The following is a 17,623-nucleotide window of genomic DNA, read 5'->3' on the forward strand; positions in this document are numbered from 1 at the left end:
GATGCCGACGGCCACCAGGGCGGCGAGGAACCCGATCACCAGGGAGATGCGCGCGCCGAAGACAAGTTCGCTGAGAATGTCCTGCCCGATGTCGTTGGTGCCCAGGGGGTGGCTGCGCGAGGGGGCCTCGAAAGGCCCGCCGCTGGTCTCCTCAGGATTATAGGGGGCGATCCACGGCGCGAAGACGGCGGCCACGGCCAGCAGGGCGAGCAGCGCCAGCCCCGCCCCTCCCACCGCCCCCAGAGGGCGGCGGGGCCGGAGGCGCACGGGACCGGCGCCGGCGGCCACGGCGGTGGCGGTGCTCATGACGTCCTCAGCCTGGTACCGACCTCAGGCATGGCGCACCCGGGGGTCGATCAGGGGGTAGAGCAGGTCGGCCAGCACGTTGGCAGCGATGACGCTCACGGTGAGGATAAGGAAGGTGGCCTGGATCACCGGGTAGTCGCGGTTGAGCACTGCCTCGTAGAGGAGCCGGCCGAGTACCGGACAGGAGAAGACCGTTTCTATCACTGTGGCGCCGCTGGCGATGAATCCCAGGTTGAGCATGAAGACGGTGGAGATCGGCAGCAGGGCGTCCGCCAGCGGGCGCAGGCGGAACCCGGCGTGGGGAGCCTTCAGGCGAAAGACCACGGTCTGGGGATTGGGCGCGTCCACGCCCTCCAGGTTGCGCGTGGTCGGCGTCCAGCGCGAGTGGGTCACTTTCTGCACGTACTCAAAGGTGAACTTCACATCCTCCGACGTCAGCGCCCGGCCATCGTGCCAGCGTAGGTTTGGATGAAGGCTCAGTGTCCAGGTGCGCCCGTCGCCGGATACCCTGACTTCACGCACCAGCCAGGGGATGGGCTCGTTGTTGGCGTCGGGGTAGAAGAGGGGGTCGTAGACCAGCGTCATGATGTTCCAGCCGGGATAGCCGCTCTGGTAGGTATAGGGATTCAGGCTTCCCTCGTCCCGCGTGATGGCGAGGCGCACGATGCCGGTCTGTGCCAGACCTGCGGCCGGCAGGGTTACCAGTACGGGGACCAGGATCAGGGTTAGCCCAGCCCTCATGTCGTTCCTCCCGGATCCGTACCAGCCTGACCCTGGAGAGACCGGCTCCGGAGCAGCCGGTGGAAGGACGTCTCCGTGATCAGATGGAAAGGTCTTCCGGACAGGGTCACGGGACGCTCGAGATTGGCGCGCCAAGGGAGTCGGGATGCAGGACAGTTCGCCACATCATGGACATCACTCCGGCCGCGACCGTGAGCTGGTCTCCCCCGGCACGCCGCCGGCTTCCGGCCAGCCAGCTCCTGGGATCGCTGGGGGCCACCATCACCGCTACGGGGCCGGCGTCCCATGCACCTGTGGCCGGGAGTGCCTCTCCTGTCAGGAGGCGAACCTGAGTGTAACCTGCGGGTGCGGGTTCGAGGCCAAGCAGTTCGAGTACGGGCTCGACCGCCGGCTGGCGAGCCACGCTCACCACGCCGCGGGCCACGGCCTGGGGGAGGCTCACGACCACCAGGCGATGATGGCCGATCCCCGCTTTGCCCGCTTCATGGAGGCGGACATGCGCCGCCGCTTCCTCTGGTCGCTCCTGCTGACGGTCCCGGCCGTCCTCTACTCACCCCTGGGGGCCAACTTCCTGAGGGTCAGCCTGCCCCGGCCCATCCCGGCTAACTGGATTCTCTTCTTCCTCACCACCCCCGTGGTTTTCTGGGTGGGCTCTGTCTTCCTGGCCGGCGCCTTCCGCTCGCTGCGGAAGAGGACCCTGAACATGTCGGTGCTGATCAGCGTGGGTGTGCTGGCGGCGTACCTGTTCAGCGTCCTCATCACCCTGCTGCGCGCCGGGGAGACGTTCTACGAGGCGGCGGCCATGCTGGTCACCTTCGTCCTGTTTGGCCACTGGATGGAGATGCGGTCCCGGCGCGGTACCTCCGAGGCTCTGCGGGCGCTCTTTAGCCTGGTCCCGCCCAGGGCGCGCGTGGTGCGGGACGGCGCCGTGGCGGAGATCCCTACCAGCGAAATCAAGGTTGGCGATCTTGTGGAGCTGCGTCCGGGGGACCGGGTGCCAGTGGACGGCATTGTCACCGAGGGCGAGACCGCGGTGGACGAGGCCCTGGTCACCGGTGAGTCCATCCCCGTGCCCAAGGGGCCCGGGAATCCCGTGATCGCCGGAACCATCAACCAGTCCGGTTCGGTCCGCTTCAGGGCCACGAAAGTCGGCGACCAGACCGCCCTGGCCCAGATCGTCAGACTGGTGGAGGAAGCTCAGGCGTCCAAGGCGCCCGGGCAGCGGCTGGCTGACCGCTGGGCCCAGTACCTGGTAATCCTGGCCGTGGGTGCCGGCATGGCCACCTTCGGCTTCTGGTACGGGTGGATGCGCGAGCCTGTGCTGCTGGCGCTCACCTTTGCCATCTCCGCCGTGGTCATCGCCTGCCCGGACGCTCTGGGATTGGCCACGCCCACCGCCGTGGCCGTGGGCACCGGACTGGGGGCCAGCCACAACATTCTGATCAAGAACGCCGCCACGCTGGAGCAGGTCTCCCGCATCACCGCCATCGTGCTGGACAAGACGGGGACGCTGACGGAGGGACGGCCGCGCATCACCCAGGTGGTGGGCGCCAACGGGGTTTCCGCGGACGAGGTGGTGCGCCTGTCCGCCGCGGCGGAGGCCCGTTCGGGACACCCCCTCAGCCGGGCCGTGCTGGAGGAAGCCGAGCGGCGGCATATTGAGGTCGATCAAGCCATCACCGACTTCGAGAACCTGGCCGGGCACGGGGTACGCGCCACAGTCGGCGACCGCGAGGTCCTGGTGGGTACGGCCAGGCTGATGCGCCAGCGGAACGTCGATCTCCGCCCGCTGGAGAGCGACCTGCAGAGGCTGCTTGGGGAAGGCCAGACCCTCATGATCGTCGCCGTGGACGGCCGGGCGGTGGGCGTGGTCGCTGCCGCCGATCCCGTACGCCCCACCTCCCGCCGCGCCGTCCTGGAGCTGAAGCGTCTGGGGATCGAGGTCGCCATGATCACCGGCGACAACCTTCCCACCGCGGAGGCGGTGGCCCGCCAGCTGGGGATTGCCCGCGTCTTCGCCGAGGTCCTCCCGGAGCAGAAGGCACAGTACGTTAAGCGGCTGCAGCAGGAGGGCAGGTTCGTGGCCATGGTCGGCGACGGGGTGAACGACGCGCCGGCCCTGGCCCAGGCGGACATCGGCATGGCCATCGGTGCCGGCACCGATGTGGCCATCGAGACGGCGGACGTGGTGCTGATGCGTTCCGACCCGGCCGACGTGTTGCGGGCCATCTTCCTCTCCCGCGCCACCGTGGGCAAGATGCGGCAGAACCTCTTCTGGGCGTCCGCATACAACATCCTGGCCATTCCCGTGGCCGCGGGCCTTCTCTACCCGCGGTTCGGCATCATGCTGCGGCCGGAGTGGGCCGCCCTGCTCATGTCCGCCTCTTCGGTGATCGTGGCCACCAATGCGGTGATGCTGAAGCGGGTGGGGCGCAGGCTTCAGGAGATGTGAGATCATGACCCAGGCCGAACAGCTTGCTGCCTTTGTCGTCGCCACCTCCTACCAGGACCTCTCCGCCGAGGCGGTGCGGCAGTTGAAGATCCGCGTGCTGGACGCGCTGGGCTGCGCCATCGGCGCGCTGGACGGCGAACCGGTGCGGCTGGTGCGGGCCTACGTGGAGGAGTTTGCCGGGGCCCCCCGGTGCACGCTCATCGGGGGCGGGGCGGCTGCGCCGGACCGGGCCAGCCTTTACAACAGCGCTCTGGTGCGCTACCTGGACTTCAACGACAGCTACGTCGCTCCAGGCGAGACTTGCCATCCCAGCGACAACCTGGGGGCGGTGCTGGCCGCCGCCGAGTATGCCGGTGGCGACGGACGCAGCCTGCTCACTGCCCTGGCCGTGGCCTACCAGGTGCAGTGCCGCCTATGTGATGTGGCCCCGGTGCGGGCCAGGGGCTTCGACCACACCACCCAGGGCTCCTATGCCGTGGCGGCCGGCGTCTCCCGGGCCCTGGGGCTGGATGCGCAGCGCACCGCCAACGCCCTGGCCATCAGCGGGACCGCCTTCAACGCGTTGCGGGTCACCCGCACCGGGCCGCTCTCCCACTGGAAGGGCCTGGCTTATCCCAACACCGCCGCCTCCTGCACCCACGCCACCTTCCTGGCAGCGTGCGGGATCACCGGTCCGCCCCTGGTCTTCGAGGGCAACAAGGGCTTCATGGAGTCCATCGCCGGTCGATTCACCATCGACTGGTCCCGGGAGGACCTGGAGCGGGTGAGGCGGACCAGCGTGAAAAAGTACAATGCGGAGTTCCACTCGCAGTCCACGCTGGAGGCGGTTCTGGAGCTGCGGACCGAGCACCGAATCCGAGCGCAGGAAGTGGAGCGCGTGGAAATCGACACCTTCGACGTCGCCTACCACATCATTGGCGGCGGGGAGGAGGGGGACAAGACGGTGGTCCGCACCAAGGAGGAGGCAGACCACAGCCTGCACTACATGACCGCAGTGGCCCTGCTGGACGGGCAGGTCCTTCCCGAGCAATACACGCCACAGCGCATCCACAGCGGCGACGTGCAGACGCTGCTGCGGAAAGTCTCGGTGCGGCCGGTGGAGGAGTTCAGCCGGCAGTTCCCGGCGCGCATGCCCTGCCGCGTTCGCATCGTCCTGGGCGATGGGCGAATACTGGTCCGGGAGAAAGAAGACTACGAAGGGTTCTGGACCCGGCCGATGGGCTGGGAAGGAGTTGTGGCCAAGTTCGACCGCCTGGCCGCTCCCTATGCGGATGCCGGTCTGCGGCGGGAGATCGCTGAGGCGGTGGAGCACCTGGAAGGAATCACCGTGGCCGACCTAATGCGCCTGCTGGCACAGGTCCGCCGGCCGGAGTGAGCCGGCGGGGGTCCGCACCGGTGTGAGGTAAGCCAGACCCGAAGGAGGAACGATCATGACCAGAGCACGTGGTGGTGCCAGGAGTGGTCGGCGCAGGGTCGCGGCGCCGGCCAGGCGACCGCGACCCGCGCGGGCGGGGACAGTCCCGGCGCTGCGGGAGGAGGCGGCGGTTCCCGCCGCGCCGGAAGCCCGCGCGCCGCTGCTGGAGCGTTCCCTCCCCTTCCTCAGGATGAATGACCGCCCGCCCAAGCCGCGCACCCGGGGCGTCACCGAGATCCGCGGCCCGTACTACACCCCACTGGGCCGGCGATACCTGGAGGACCTGCTGGAGAGCATGGGGGCCTACGTGGATTCCCTGAAGTTCGCCGGCGGGTCGTTCTCCCTGATGCCGCGGCGGGTAGTGACGGATCTGATCGACCTCTGCCACCGCTATAACGTACTGGTCTCCACAGGGGGCTTCATCGAGTACGTGCTCACCCAGGGGGCCTCCGCCGTGCAGCGGTATATCGAGGAGTGCAAGGCGCTGGGCTTCGACATCATCGAGCTCTCCACCGGCTTCCTCAGCATTCCCAGCGACGACTGGCTGCGCCTGGTGGAGAAGGTGCGCCAGGCCGGGTTGAAGGCCAAGCCGGAGGTGGGCATCCAGTACGGCGCCGGCGGCGCCACCGCGGCGGCAGAGCTGGCCGCAGAGGGGACGCGCGACGTGGAGTGGGCCATCGCCCAGGCCAAGCGGTTCCTCCAGGCGGGCGCTTCCATGATCATGATCGAGTCGGAGGGCATTACCGAGAGTGTGACCACCTGGCGCACGGACATCCCCGCGAAGATCGTGAACACCCTGGGCCTGGAGGCGGTGATGTTTGAGGCCGCCGACCCGGATGTCTTCTCCTGGTACATCAAGAACTACGGCCCGGAGGTGAACCTCTTCGTCGACCACAGCCAGATCGTGCAGCTGGAGTGTCTGCGCTCGGGGATCTGGGGGACGAAGAGCACCTGGGGCCGGGTGGTGACCTATAAAGGGTGATGGGAGGGATGGTGCGTGGCCAAAGATCCGTTCACCCAGGCACTGCGCCGCCGTGACCAGATCACCATCACCACCATCGGGCGGCGCACCGGGCGGGCCATCGCCCTACCCGTCTGGTTCGTCCTGGAGCGGGGACGGGTGTGGCTTCTGCCAACACGGGGGAGGCGGAACCACTGGTTCCGCAACCTGTTGGCCAACCCCACGCTGACCGTGCGCGCGGGGCGGTACCGCCGCACCTTCACCGTGCGGCCGCTTGAGAACAAGACCGTGGCCCGTCGGGTAGCGGCCCGGTTTCGCGCCAAGTACGGGCCAGAGCAGGTGGGGGAATACTACAGCGGTTTCGACGCCGCAGTGGAGGTCCGCCTCTTGTAAGGGAAGGAGAGGGTAGAGCGAGAATGCTTCTGCCCTCCGGCACAGGGCGCAGCGACGCTGCTTACCCGGTGAAGTCCTTGAGGTGGCGAGCGCGGCCGCTGTGGCGCAGCTTGCGCAGCGCCTTGGACTCGATCTGGCGGATGCGCTCGCGGGTCACGCCGAACTCCCCGCCCACCTCCTCCAGGGTGCGGGGCCGGCCGTCCTCCAGCCCGAACCGCAGCCGCAGCACATGCCGCTCCCGCGGCGGCAGCGTCTGCAGCACCTCCTCCACCTCTTCCTTCAGGACGGAGAAGGAGACCGCTTCCTCCGGCGAGACCTCGCGCTCGTCCTTGATGAAGTCGCCCAGGGCGCTGTCCCCTTCGCCCCCCACCGGCGTCTCCAGAGAGACCGGCTGCTCCGCGGCCCGCAGGATCTCCCGCACACGCTGCCCGGAGATCCCCATCGCATTGCCGATCTCCTCCGGTGTGGGGTCACGGCCCAGCTTCTGCAGGAGCAGCCGGGAGACGCGGATCACCTTGTTGACGGTGTCCGTCATGTGCACGGGGATGCGGATGGTGCGGGCCTGGTCGGCGATGGCCCGGGTGATCGCCTGGCGGATCCACCAGGTGGCATAGGTGCTGAACTTGTAACCCCGCCGCCAGTCGAACTTCTCCACCGCCCGGATCAGACCGCGGTTGCCTTCCTGGATCAGGTCCAGGAAGTCCATACCCCGGCCCACGTACTTCTTGGCGATGGAGACCACCAGGCGCAGGTTCGCTTCGATGAGATGGCGCTTCGCCTCCTCGTCTCCCTGCTCGACGCGCTGTGCCAGCGCCACCTCCTCAGCCGGCCGCAGCAGGGGCACCCGGCCGATCTCCTTGAGGTACGCCCGCACAGGGTCGTCGATGTCCTCGATCCCCGCCTCGGGCTCCTCGCTCAGCTCCTCCTCGGCGCTTTCCCCAACTGTCAGGGGCTGGGGCTGCGGTTCTGCCTCCTCAGCGGAGAGTTCCGGCAGGACAGCCTCTTCGGGGGGGAGCAGGTGCTCGTCAGTTGTCCGCTGGCGCTTCTGCCCCCGCTGGCGTGCCACTCTTCCCCGACCTACCTTTCCTGGCATCTCTTCAGCTAACCATGTTCCCGGTTGGACGGACCGCCAGGCCGCGCCCGCAGCCTGCCCGGCGGGAAAGCCTGGTGAACCTCAGTGCGCGGCGCGGGTCAGCCCGGCCAGCCACCGGTCGGCCCAGCGCTGAACCTCCGCCACCACCCGCTCCAGGTCTCGCCCCTTATCGGTGAGTTCGTACTCGATGCGCACGGGCGTGTCCGCATATACTTTCCTGATCACCAGCCCCTCGCTCTCCAGTTCCTTCAGCCGCTCAGAGAGCAAACGGTCGTGGAGCCCGGGAACCGCGTCCAGGATCTCGGAGAACCGCCGCGGCCCGTCCATCAGCGTGCGCACGATCGCCCCCGTCCAGCGCTTCCCCACCAGCTCGACCGCCCGGTGGAAGCGCGGGCAGACCTGTTCTGATTCTTCGGACTGGTGCGAGCGCATTGTGGTTCCAGGGAAGATTCTAACAAAAGAGAAGGAGCTTGACTAGAGGAAGCGTTAAGTTGTACGCTCTCAGCACATACGAAAAAGAAGTTACTCCTTAAAGGATAGGGTCCGGTGGGCACTGCCCGCCAGCGTGAGGGTCGAACTCCGCCGCAGGAAAGGGAGGGAAGGCTGATGCTGCAAGCCGTCTTCGCACCGCTAGTCGGGTTGGGTCCGTTGCTGCTGCGGGTGGCCCTGGGCATTATATTCCTCGTGCACGGCTGGCCCAAGATGAACCCGAACTCACCCATGAAGGGTCCGGCCGGATTCAGTGGCGCGCTGCGCCAGTTGGGCGTCCCTATGCCAGCGCTCTTTGCCTGGGTCGTGATCCTGCTGGAGACCCTGGGAGCGCTGCTGCTCATCGTGGGCCTGGGAACCCGCATTCTGGGGCTCCTCTTCGCCGTGGACATGCTGGTGGCAATCTGGGCAAAGAGGCGGGCATGGAACGTCCCCTTTATGGCCCAGCAGACCACGGGCTGGGAATTTGACTTTGCGCTTCTGGTCGCCGCCCTCTCCCTAGTATTCACGGGGGGCGGCGCCGCGGCACTGGATCAAGCGGTGGGGCTGTGACTTCGCTGCGCCTGCCCCGGCTGGTTCGCTGAGTTCATCTGCAAGCAGACCTACGCGCTCTGAGGCAGGAGGGGACCCGGGGAGGGACGAATCTCGGTCGAGTGATCCCGCTGCGAGACCACCTGCCCGGCCGGAGCACCCCCGTGGTGGTCTTCCTGCTGATCGCCCTCAACGTGGGTGTCTTCCTCTACCTGGACAGCCTGCCGCAGCCGCGCCTGGAGGCGCTGGTGCAGGCCTACGGCATGGTCCCTTACGAGATCACCCGCGGTGTGGACCTCCCGCCGCCGGGGCCGCAGCCGGTGTACGTCACCCTGCTCACCTCCATGTTCATGCACGGCGGCTGGTTCCACCTGCTGGGGAACATGTGGTTCCTCTGGATCTTCGGCAACAATGTGGAGGACGTCCTCGGCCGCCTGGGGTTCCTCATCTTCTACCTGGTCATGGGGGTAGCGGCCGCCTTCGGCCAGATTCTCGTCGCCCCGGCCTCGCGCATCCCGCTCGTCGGGGCCAGCGGGGCCATCGCCGGGGTGATGGGGGCCTACCTGGTCTTCTGGCCGGCCGCGCGCATTGACACCCTCGTCTTCTTGTTCTACTTCATCCGCGTTGTGCCCCTTTCTGCCGTCTTCGTCCTCGGCTACTGGATCTTCATCCAGGTGCTTCAGGGGACCTACGCTCTGGGCGGCCTGACGGAGGGAGGGGTGGCCTGGTGGGCCCACGTGGGGGGCTTCGGCGCGGGGGCGGTGGCCGGCCTGCTCTTCCGCGGGCGCGCCCGGGAAGTCGCCCGTACCTTCCGCCCTCACTGGTGAAGGAAGGGCGGCCGGGGGGAGCCAAGTAGTACCCTCACCTGACCGCATCGGATCTATGCACCGGGGGGCGCCGCGGCGCCCAATTCTGGATACGAGCGGAGGGGGTGGAGCATGCGAAGAGTTGTAGGCCTTGCGCTGGCGGTGCTGCTGGCCGTGGGCCTGGCGGCGTACGTGGGCTACGCGCAGGCTCCGCGTTCCCGGCTGGACGTGGTCCGGGAGCGCGGGACGCTCATCTGCGGAGTGTCGGGGACCACCCCGGGCTTCAGCTTCCCTGACCCCACCTCAGGCAGAATGGTCGGGTTCGATGCCGACTTCTGCTGGGCCGTGGCCGCGTTCATCGACGTGGCCCGCGTGGAGTTCGTCAACCTGACCTCGGCCAGCCGCATTCCGGCCGTGGTCGCTGGATCGGTGGATGTGGTCTTCCGCACCACCACCGTCACCATCACCCGGGACGACCAGGTGGACTTCGGCCCGGTCACCTTCTTTGACGGCCAACGGCTCCTGGTGCGCTCCGACTCCAGGATAAACGGTCTGGAGGATCTCAACGGCGCGCGCATCTGCGTGCACGCGGGCACCACCAGCGAGCGGAACATCACGGACCAGATGCGGGCGCGCAACTTCCGCTTCCAGCTCATCACCTTCCAGGAGGCGGCTCAGGCTTTCCAGGGGCTGGTGCAGGGTCGCTGCGATGTCTTCACCACCGACGGCAGCCAGCTGGCCGCCTTCCGGGCTACAGCCCCCAACCCGGCAGACTTCAAGGTGGTGGGCAAGGAGTTCAGCGACGAGCCTCTGGCGCCCATGTTCCAGGAGAACGACTCCAAGTGGGCGGACGCCGTCAAGTACGCCGTCTGGGCCGTCATCCTGGCCGAGGAGCTGGGGATCACCCAGGCCATCGCCCGTGACCCTGCCCGGCTGGCCGCCATCACCGGACGCGACCCGGTGGCCAAGAACTTTGCCGAGCTGAAGGGGGGTGCCGGGCTGCGCCCCGTCCGTCTGGTGGGCAACTACGGAGAGATCTACGACCGCTACTTCGGCCCCAGGCAGCGCACGGCCATCACCCGGGAGGGGACGCGGAACATGCTGGCCATAAAGGGAGGCGCCATGGCCAGCCGACCGTGGCGCTGAGGCCGCAGGATCCCGGCCGATCTGCTAGACTGGTAACCGGCGAGCGGTGTGGTGGGGCTGTGGAGCCCCACCCGCCGCTCGTCTGCACCGGTGACCTGATGTGATCACCTCTCCTGGAGCTAAGGTCCCCCCGTGGCGTGATGTCCGCAAGCTGGAAGTCGCCGCGCAGGTACTCTTCATCTTCCTGCTGGCCCTGGCGGTCTGGGGGGCGCGCCTGGAGGTAGGGCGCAGTTTCATCCGTCAGAACATCCACCTGGATTGGAGCTTCTGGCGCCAGCCTGCAAGTTTCCAGCTCACCGCCCTCACCTGGACCGTGGACCTGGAGACGCTGCGCCCCAAACTCTACGACCCGGGAGACTCCGCCGGGGAAGCCATGATCGCCGGACTGTTCAACACCGTCAAGGTGGCAGTCCTGGGGGTGGTCCTGGCCACGCTGCTGGGCCTGTTTGTGGGCATCGCCCGTCTCTCCCGGAACTGGCTGGTCAGCCGCCTGGCCCTGGCCTTCGTGGAGCTGTTCCGCAACACGCCGCTGCTGGTGCAGCTCTTCTTCTGGTACTTCGCCGTCTTTCTGCAGCTGCCCAGCGGCGCGCCGGGGCAACCACCGATCCGCCTCTTCGCTGACCTGGTGGTCCTGACCAACGCCGGGCTGGCCCTGGGCGGGACCGTGGTCGAGCGCTTCGGCCGCCTGACCGTAGACGGCGGGGTGCAGCTTACCACGGAGTTCGCGGCGCTGTTGGTCGGCCTGGCCGTCTACACCTCCGCCTTCATCGCCGAGATCATCCGCGGGGGAATTCTGGCCGTCTCCCGCGGGCAGATGGAGGCGGCGCGCAGCCTGGGGCTGACCCACGGGCAGGCGCTGCGCCTGATCGTGCTGCCGCAGGCGCTGCGTATCGTCATTCCGCCGCTGGGCAACCAGTTCCTCAACCTGACCAAGAACAGCAGCCTGGCCCTGGGCATCGGCTACGCCGAGTTCCTCACTGCGGCCAACACGGTGAGCAGCCAGTCCTTCCGCTCGCTGGAGGCCTTTACCGCGGTCACCCTGGGCTACCTGGTCCTGTCCCTGATCATCTCCGGGTTGCTCAACCTGGTGCGCGCCCGGTTGCACCTGGCGCCGGTGTAGGAGGAACGGCCATGGCGGTGCGCGTCCAGGTCCTGCCGCCCCCGGAGGAGCGGCTCACCCCCTGGCGGTGGGCGCGGCGCAACCTCTTCGACGGCTGGTGGAACACCCTCCTCACCGCCGCTACCGCTGCGGCGCTGTTCTTTTTTGTCTCCGCCATCCTCCGCTGGGCGGTGCGGGCGCACTGGAGCGTGGTCACTGACAACTTGCGTTTCTGGCTGGTGGGCCTCATGCCCGTGGAGCTGGTCTCCCGGGCCTACTGGGCGGGTGGCCTGGTGGCCGCAGCCGCCCTGCTCACAGCGGTGGGAGCGCGGCTGAGGGTGGGAGCACGGGTGCTGCTGGGGCTGTGGGGCGGGACAGTGGCGGCTGTGCTCTGGGTGATGTCTCCCGTGCGGCTGGACCAGATCGGCGGCCTCTACCTCACCCTGCTGCTGGCCGTGGTCTCCATCTCGCTGTCCTTCCCCATCGGCGTCCTGGTGGGCATGGGCCGGGTGAGCCGCCTGCCGGCTGTTCGCCTCTTCTCCGTCCTCTACATCGAGCTCATCCGCGGCATCCCCCTGATCACCGTGCTCCTCTGGTTCTTCGTCTTCGTCACGCTGCTCTCGGGCGACGCCATCACCCGGGTGCAGCGGGCCATGATCGGTCTGACCATCTTCACCTCGGCCTACGTGGGGGAGATCGTCCGTGCCGGCATCCAGTCGGTGCCCCGGGGGCAGACGGAGGCTGCACGGGCGGTGGGGCTCTCGGCCGTGCAGACCATGCGCTTCGTCGTCCTGCCGCAGGCGGTGAAGAACATGATCCCGGCGCTGGTGGGCCAGTTCATCAGCCTGTTCAAGGACACCTCCCTTACGGTGATCATCGGACTCTCCGACCTGGTGGGCACGGGGCGGGCGCTGCTGGCCATCACCGCGTACCTGCACGACACGCAGGAGGTCTACGTCTTCCTGCTGGTGGTCTATTTCGTCTTCTCCTACCTGCTCTCGTACGGCAGCCGGGTGCTGGAGAAACGCCTGGGGCTGGGCGAGCGCTAGGAGGAAATCCGGGATTCGCACGGCATGATCCCGCGGGCCTGCCCCCCCGGTTCGGACCCGTGGACTGCGGCATTGATCAATGAGGCGCCGGGAGCGCTACAATAGGGGTGACAGGTTATGACGGCGACCCAGGCTCCAACCACAGCACCCGCGGCGGCTCATCCGGCCCGCTCCGGGGAGCCCATCATCCTGCTGCAGGACGTGCACAAGTGGTTCGGCCGCCTGCATGTCCTGCGCGGCATCAACCTGCAGGTGTGGCCGGGCGAGGTGGTGGTGGTGGCCGGCCCCTCCGGTTCGGGCAAGTCCACCATGATCCGCTGCATCAATCGCCTGGAGCGGCACAACCGCGGGCGCATTGTCGTGGACAGCATCGAACTCACCGACGACCTGCGCAACGTGGACGCGGTGCGCAGCGAGGTGGGGATGGTCTTCCAGTCGTTCAACCTCTTTCCCCACCTCACCGCGCTGCAGAACATCACCCTGGCCCCCATCCAGGTGCGCCGCTGGCCGCGGGCCCGGGCGGAGCGCGTGGCCATGGAGCTGCTGGAGCGGGTGGGCATACCGGAGAAAGCGCACGCCTATCCGGCCCAGCTCTCCGGGGGACAGCAGCAGCGGGTGGCCATCGCCCGCGCCCTGGCCATGAACCCCAAGATCATGCTCTTTGACGAGCCCACCTCGGCCCTGGACCCGGAGATGATCCAGGAGGTGCTGGACGTCATGCGCGGGCTGGCCAAGGAGCGCGGCGTGACCATGATCGTGGTCACCCACGAGATGGGATTCGCCCGCGAAGTGGCTCACCGCATGGTCTTCATGGATGAAGGGGTGATCGTGGAGGAGGGGACCCCCGAGCACTTCTTCACCAACCCCCGGCACGAGCGCACCAAACTCTTCCTCTCTAAGATCCTGCACCAGTGACCGACGCCCCCGCGGGAACCGGAACGCCGCCCGGCGACATCATCGACGCGCACCTGCACCTGACCACCGAGGGGATGATCCGGCGCATGATGGAGCGGCCGCCGGCCATCCGGGAGGAGGCGCGGCGGCGCAGCCGCGTCCGCGGTATGACCCTGGAGGAGCGGCTGCAGCCGGTGGCAGGGGTTACTCTAGAACAACACGCCGCCGCCTGGCTGGCTGCCTTCGACCAGGCGGGGGTGGCCGGCGGCGTCTTCATTGCCGTGGGCGAGGCCAACGAGGAGATGGCCCGATTCGTCGCCCTGAACCCGCGGCGGCTGCATGGAGTGGGGTCGCTGGCCGACCCGCGCCATCCGGATGCGGCGCGCACCGTGCGCACCTTCCGGGCCCGGGGGCTGTGCGCCCTGAAGCTCTACCCGCCCATCCAGCGGTTCCTGGCCAACGACCGCATGCTTTACCCGATCTACGAGGCCTGCGCGGAGCAGGAGCTGCCGGTGATCTTCCACTTCGGCATCACCGTGGGCGCCTTCTACGACCTCTCCTACGCCAGCCCCCTTCCGCTCTCGGCCGTGGTCAGGGAATTCCCCGAGGTGACCTTCATCATCGCCCACTTCGGCGCGGGGTTCTTCCGGGAGACGCTCTTCCTGGCCTACCACACCGACAACGTCTGCGTGGATACCTCCGGCACCAACAACTGGCGCCACTACTCCCCCGGCGAACCCTCCCTGGAGCAGGTCTTCCGCGACACGCTGCGGGCCTTCGGGCCGGAGCGGGTGCTCTTCGGCACCGATTCCACTGTCTGGGGCGGCTACCGGCACCACATCCTGCACGAGCAGGTGGAGGTCCTGGATGGGCTGGGAGTCACTGCCGCCGACCGCGCCCGCATCCTGGGCGACAACGCCCGCCGGGTCTTCCACCTCTGACCCGCCGCCGGGCCCCCCCGGGCCGCCGCGGACCGACGCTTTCGGGTGGGTGGCAGGGCGTATACTTGGGTCTGGGAAGCCGAAAACGCAGCGAGGGGAGGCGATGCTGATGCGTCGGCAGATGGCCGCGTCCAGCCTGGGCGCCGTTCTCATTCTGGCCCTGGTGTTGTTCCCCAGTGTGCCTTCGCACAGCGGCCCTGTGGACCCCAGCACCCTGGTGGTCGGGCAGAACACCGGCATTCTCATCACCCTGGACCCGGCGGTGGTGTTTGAGGTCGAAGGCGCTGTCATCGTGGACCAGCTGTACGACAAGCTGGTGGAGCTGGAGCTGGCCGACGGCAAGATCCGGGTGGTGCCCGAGGTGGCCGAGTCCTGGTCCCTGGCCCCCGACGGCCGCACCTGGACCTTCAAGATCCGCAGAGGGATGAAGTTTCCCAGCGGCCGGGCCGTCGACGCCGATGCCGTGGTCTATTCTCTGCGCCGCATGCTGCGCCTCAGCCGTCCCAGCGTGTACATGTTCAACGAGCTGGGGCTGACCAAAGACAATGCGGAGACGGTGGTCAGGGCGCTGGATCCGTACACCGTCCAGCTGGTGGTGGGGCAGCCCTTCGCTCCTGACCTGGTGCTGGCCATTCTCACCTTCCCGGCCACGGCCGTCCTGGACCCCGGGGTGGTGGAGCAGCACATCCGCGAGGGTGAGCTGGGGGTGGACTGGCTCAAGGACCACAGCGCCGGGTCCGGTCCGTACATCCTCATGCGCTGGGAGCGCAATGAGGTTGTGGACATGGTGGCCAACGCCACCTACTGGCGCGGCATCCCTCCCATCAAGCGGATTATCATTCGCGACATCCCCGAAGCCTCCGCCCAGCGTATCGCCCTGGAGCGAGGAGATGTGGACGTGGCCTGGAACCTGACCCCGACCATGCGTCAGGAGATCCGCGCGGCCAAGACACCGGGGCTGGCCATCGTCGGCGTCCCCGGGCACGGGATGGAGTATCTGGGGATGAACGTGAAGTACGCGCCGCTGGCCAAGGAACAGGTCAGGGAGGCCATCCGCTACGCCATCGACTACAGGGCCATCGTGGAGGGCATCATGCGCGGCGAGGGTCTTCCGCTGCAGACCTTCATCCCGCGCGGATACCTGGGCTACAACCCCTACATGCCCTTCAAGCAGGACCTGGACAAGGCCCGCAGGCTCCTGGCCGAAGGTGGCTATCCCGCCGGCTTCGAGGTGGAGCTGATCCACTCTGCCCCCCACCCCTACCGGGGCGATATCGCGCTGGTGATCCAGAACGAGCTGGCCAAGATCGGCGTCAAGGTCAAGATCGTCACGGGGGCCGCGGCCACCATGCTGGCCAAGTACCGGGAGCAGGGGCACCAGCTGGTCCTGTGGGGATGGGGCGTGGACTACCCCGACCCCGACGCCCTGGCCAAGCCCTTCGCCGACGGAACGATCCGGCAGCTCGCTTGGCGCAATGCCTGGATGGACCCCAAAGCCACGGACCTGACGAAGAAGGCCATGCTGGAGCGGGACTCTGCCCGTCGGGTGGCTATGTACAAGGAGCTCACCGAGCTCGTGGCCCACAAGGGTCCGTTCGCCATCCTCTTCCAGGTCACCAATAACTGGGTCATCCGCACCTACGTGAAAGGGTTCGAGGCGGCGGCGGCGCTCGGCACCTTCCACTTCGACTACACCAAGATCAGCAAGGTGCGACAGTAGTCCGGAAGATTCGGTGGGGCCCCCAGATGAGGGGGCCCCCCACCGGGAGCGCCCCATGAACCTGACCACCTACATCGCCCGCAGGCTGGCGCTGATGGTGCTGGTCGTCTTCGGGGTGCTGGTCATCACCTTTATTGTCTCCCACGTCATCCCGGCCGACCCGGTTCTGGCCATTCTGGGGGGGAACGCCCCGGCGGAGAAGGTGGATGCGCTGCGCCGGGAACTGGGTCTGGACAAGCCGCTGCACCAGCAGTTCGTGGCCTACATCTGGGGCGCGGTGCGCGGTGACCTGGGACGCTCCCTGCGCACCGGCAGGCCGGTCTGGCAGGACATCCAACAATACTTTCCGGCCACCGTGGAGCTTACCTTCAGCGCCATCTTTCTGGCCATCATACTGGGGATTCCTCTGGGGGTTGTCTCGGCGATCCGGCGCAATCAGGTGCAGGACCACACCACCCGGGTCTTCTCCATCGTCGGGGTGTCCATGCCGGTCTTCTGGACCGGGCTTGTCCTCCTGCTCCTCTTCTACTACCGCCTGGGGTGGCTTCCCGGACCTGGGCGGCTGGACCTGGCCGTCCTCCCCCCGCCCAACCGCACGCGGCTGCTCATCGTGGACAGCCTCCTGGCCGGCGACTGGGTGGCCCTGCGCAATGCCGTGGCCCACCTGATCATGCCCGCCTTCGTCCTGGGGTATGTGGCCACGGCGACCATTGCCCGCGTCACCCGCTCCAGCATGCTGGACATCCTCCATCAGGACTACATCCGTACCGCACGGTCCAAAGGCCTGGTGGAACGGGTGGTCATCCTGCGGCACGCACTGCGCAATGCCCTCATCCCCACCGTCACCGTCATCGGCCTGGTCTTCGGCGGACTGCTGGAAGGTTCGGTCCTCACCGAGACGGTCTTTGCCTGGCCGGGACTGGGGCGGTACATCACCACGGGATACATCTCCCTGGACTACCCGGCGGTGATGGGCGGGACCCTTTACATCGCCGTGGTCTTCTCCCTGGTGAACCTGATCGTGGACCTGACCTATGCCTTCCTGGACCCCCGCATCCGCCTCTGAGCTGGCCCGCGCAGCGGGACGCATCGCCGCCCCACCCCGGTACGAGGAGCTGCGCCGCGCCTACCGCCTGTGGCAGCGCAGCCCTCTATCCATCGTGGGAACGGTGCTGGTGGGCATGATCCTTCTGGTGGCGGTACTGGCACCGTGGATCGCCCCTTACGACCCCCTGGCCCAGGACTTCTCCATCCGCCTGCAGCCGCCCAGCCGGGCGCACTGGTTCGGAACGGACCAGTTCGGCCGCGACATCTTCAGCCGGGTCATCTTCGGCTCACGCATCGCCCTGCAGATCATCCTCATCGTGTCGGTCATCAGCGGCAGCGTGGGAGCCGCGATCGGCTGGGTGGCGGGCTACTTCGGTGGCCGGACAGACGAGGTGCTGATGCGCCTGACGGACATGTTCCTGGCTTTTCCCAGCCTGGTGCTGGCCATGGCCTTTGCCGCCGCTCTGGGACCCAGTCTGCCCAACATGATCTTCGCCATCTCTCTGGTCACCTGGACACCCTACGCCCGGCTGGCCCGCGG

The 17,623-nt window shown here is 67.7% G+C and carries 16 protein-coding genes and 3 pseudogenes; 14 read left to right on the top strand and 5 right to left on the bottom strand.

From position 1 onward, the window contains the following. Positions 1–178: 178 nt before the first annotated feature. The 3 pseudogenes from QN152_06590 to QN152_06600 form a co-directional block, all read right to left on the bottom strand. Positions 179–306 (bottom strand): annotated as a pseudogene (locus QN152_06590) (hypothetical protein). Positions 307–330: 24 nt separating this feature from the next. Continuing rightward, a pseudogene (locus QN152_06595) lies at positions 331–582 on the bottom strand (ABC transporter permease subunit). Between the two features lie 12 nt (positions 583–594). Further along, positions 595–1,047: pseudogene (locus QN152_06600) on the bottom strand (ABC transporter substrate-binding protein). A 145-nt stretch (positions 1,048–1,192) separates the two neighbouring features. Between QN152_06600 and QN152_06605 the strand changes: the two are divergent. The 4 genes from QN152_06605 (at position 1,193) to QN152_06620 (ending at position 6,267) form a co-directional block, all read left to right on the top strand. Further along, positions 1,193–3,499 carry a copper-translocating P-type ATPase gene (locus tag QN152_06605; GenBank protein MDR7539188.1) on the top strand — a complete coding sequence of 769 codons (2,307 nt, stop codon included), beginning with the start codon at positions 1,193–1,195 and terminating at the stop codon, positions 3,497–3,499. A 4-nt stretch (positions 3,500–3,503) separates the two neighbouring features. Next, entirely contained in the window at positions 3,504–4,874 is a 1,371-nt protein-coding gene (locus tag QN152_06610; GenBank protein ID MDR7539189.1) for an MmgE/PrpD family protein, read from the top strand. Between the two features lie 229 nt (positions 4,875–5,103). Further along, positions 5,104–5,895, top strand: coding sequence for a phosphosulfolactate synthase (locus tag QN152_06615; protein ID MDR7539190.1), 792 nt, complete (start codon positions 5,104–5,106; stop codon positions 5,893–5,895). A gap of 15 nt (positions 5,896–5,910) precedes the next feature. Beyond that, the gene (locus QN152_06620; protein MDR7539191.1) at positions 5,911–6,267 is read left to right on the top strand and encodes a nitroreductase family deazaflavin-dependent oxidoreductase; all 357 of its coding nucleotides are present in this window, start codon (positions 5,911–5,913) and stop codon (positions 6,265–6,267) included. A 61-nt stretch (positions 6,268–6,328) separates the two neighbouring features. Here QN152_06620 and rpoD read toward each other — a convergent pair whose 3' ends face one another. Both rpoD and QN152_06630 read right to left on the bottom strand, forming a co-directional pair. Continuing rightward, positions 6,329–7,333: an RNA polymerase sigma factor RpoD gene (gene rpoD, locus QN152_06625; GenBank protein ID MDR7539192.1), complete on the bottom strand. Its 1,005-nt coding sequence runs from the start codon at positions 7,331–7,333 to the stop codon at positions 6,329–6,331. Positions 7,334–7,441: 108 nt separating this feature from the next. After that, complete coding sequence (locus tag QN152_06630) at positions 7,442–7,792, bottom strand: helix-turn-helix domain-containing protein (protein MDR7539193.1); 351 nt, start codon at positions 7,790–7,792, stop codon at positions 7,442–7,444. A gap of 174 nt (positions 7,793–7,966) precedes the next feature. Here QN152_06630 and QN152_06635 point away from each other — a divergent pair, with 174 nt between their 5' ends. The 10 genes from QN152_06635 to QN152_06680 form a co-directional block, all read left to right on the top strand. Continuing rightward, a complete protein-coding gene (locus tag QN152_06635; protein ID MDR7539194.1) occupies positions 7,967–8,401 on the top strand; it encodes a DoxX family protein in 435 nt (144 codons plus the stop codon). A 101-nt stretch (positions 8,402–8,502) separates the two neighbouring features. Then, positions 8,503–9,207: a rhomboid family intramembrane serine protease gene (locus QN152_06640; protein MDR7539195.1), complete on the top strand. Its 705-nt coding sequence runs from the start codon at positions 8,503–8,505 to the stop codon at positions 9,205–9,207. 111 nt (positions 9,208–9,318) lie between these two features. Further along, positions 9,319–10,332 (top strand): transporter substrate-binding domain-containing protein, encoded by a 1,014-nt coding sequence (locus tag QN152_06645; protein ID MDR7539196.1) that lies wholly within the window; start codon positions 9,319–9,321, stop codon positions 10,330–10,332. Positions 10,333–10,432: 100 nt separating this feature from the next. Continuing rightward, positions 10,433–11,452, top strand: coding sequence for an ABC transporter permease subunit (locus QN152_06650; protein MDR7539197.1), 1,020 nt, complete (start codon positions 10,433–10,435; stop codon positions 11,450–11,452). 11 nt (positions 11,453–11,463) lie between these two features. Then, entirely contained in the window at positions 11,464–12,480 is a 1,017-nt protein-coding gene (locus tag QN152_06655) for an amino acid ABC transporter permease (GenBank protein MDR7539198.1), read from the top strand. Between the two features lie 117 nt (positions 12,481–12,597). Next, complete coding sequence (locus QN152_06660) at positions 12,598–13,395, top strand: amino acid ABC transporter ATP-binding protein (protein ID MDR7539199.1); 798 nt, start codon at positions 12,598–12,600, stop codon at positions 13,393–13,395. Then, complete coding sequence (locus QN152_06665) at positions 13,392–14,315, top strand: amidohydrolase family protein (GenBank protein ID MDR7539200.1); 924 nt, start codon at positions 13,392–13,394, stop codon at positions 14,313–14,315. Before QN152_06660 ends, QN152_06665 begins: the two co-directional genes overlap by 4 nt. A gap of 109 nt (positions 14,316–14,424) precedes the next feature. Beyond that, positions 14,425–16,035: an ABC transporter substrate-binding protein gene (locus QN152_06670; protein MDR7539201.1), complete on the top strand. Its 1,611-nt coding sequence runs from the start codon at positions 14,425–14,427 to the stop codon at positions 16,033–16,035. A 55-nt stretch (positions 16,036–16,090) separates the two neighbouring features. Further along, positions 16,091–17,101 carry an ABC transporter permease gene (locus tag QN152_06675; GenBank protein ID MDR7539202.1) on the top strand — a complete coding sequence of 337 codons (1,011 nt, stop codon included), beginning with the start codon at positions 16,091–16,093 and terminating at the stop codon, positions 17,099–17,101. Further along, a partial coding sequence (locus QN152_06680; GenBank protein ID MDR7539203.1) for an ABC transporter permease subunit occupies positions 17,070–17,623 on the top strand: 554 nt, incomplete at its 3' end. The genes QN152_06675 and QN152_06680, both read left to right, overlap by 32 nt.

This window comes from Armatimonadota bacterium (assembly GCA_031459715.1).
GTDB classification, from domain to species: Bacteria; Sysuimicrobiota; Sysuimicrobiia; order Sysuimicrobiales; family Humicultoraceae; genus Humicultor; species Humicultor tengchongensis.